Origin of the sequence: Microbispora sp. ZYX-F-249 (assembly GCF_039649665.1) — a bacterium.
GTDB classification, from domain to species: domain Bacteria; phylum Actinomycetota; class Actinomycetes; order Streptosporangiales; family Streptosporangiaceae; genus Microbispora; species Microbispora maris.
On sequence record NZ_JBDJAW010000206.1, the window covers coordinates 1 to 206 of the forward strand.

Annotated in this window: 1 protein-coding gene; it reads left to right on the forward strand. The window is 72.3% G+C overall.

The window, feature by feature from the left end:
* Nucleotides 1-206 (forward strand): carboxymuconolactone decarboxylase family protein (locus tag AAH991_RS40410; RefSeq protein ID WP_346231230.1); only part of this gene is annotated, 206 nt, incomplete at both ends.

A 206-nucleotide genomic window follows, 5' to 3' on the forward strand; every position in this document is an offset into this window, starting at 1 on the left:
GACCTCGACACCGCGCCGGTGACGCCCAAGATGCGGGCGCTGCTGCGCATCGCGGCCTCCGTACAGCGCGGCGGCAGGGAGGTGACCGAGGAACAGGTCGCCGCCGCCCGCGCCGAGGGCGCCACCGACCTGGAGATCCACGACACCGTCCTCATCGCCGCCGCCTTCTGCATGTTCAACCGGTACGTCGACGGCCTCGGCACGGT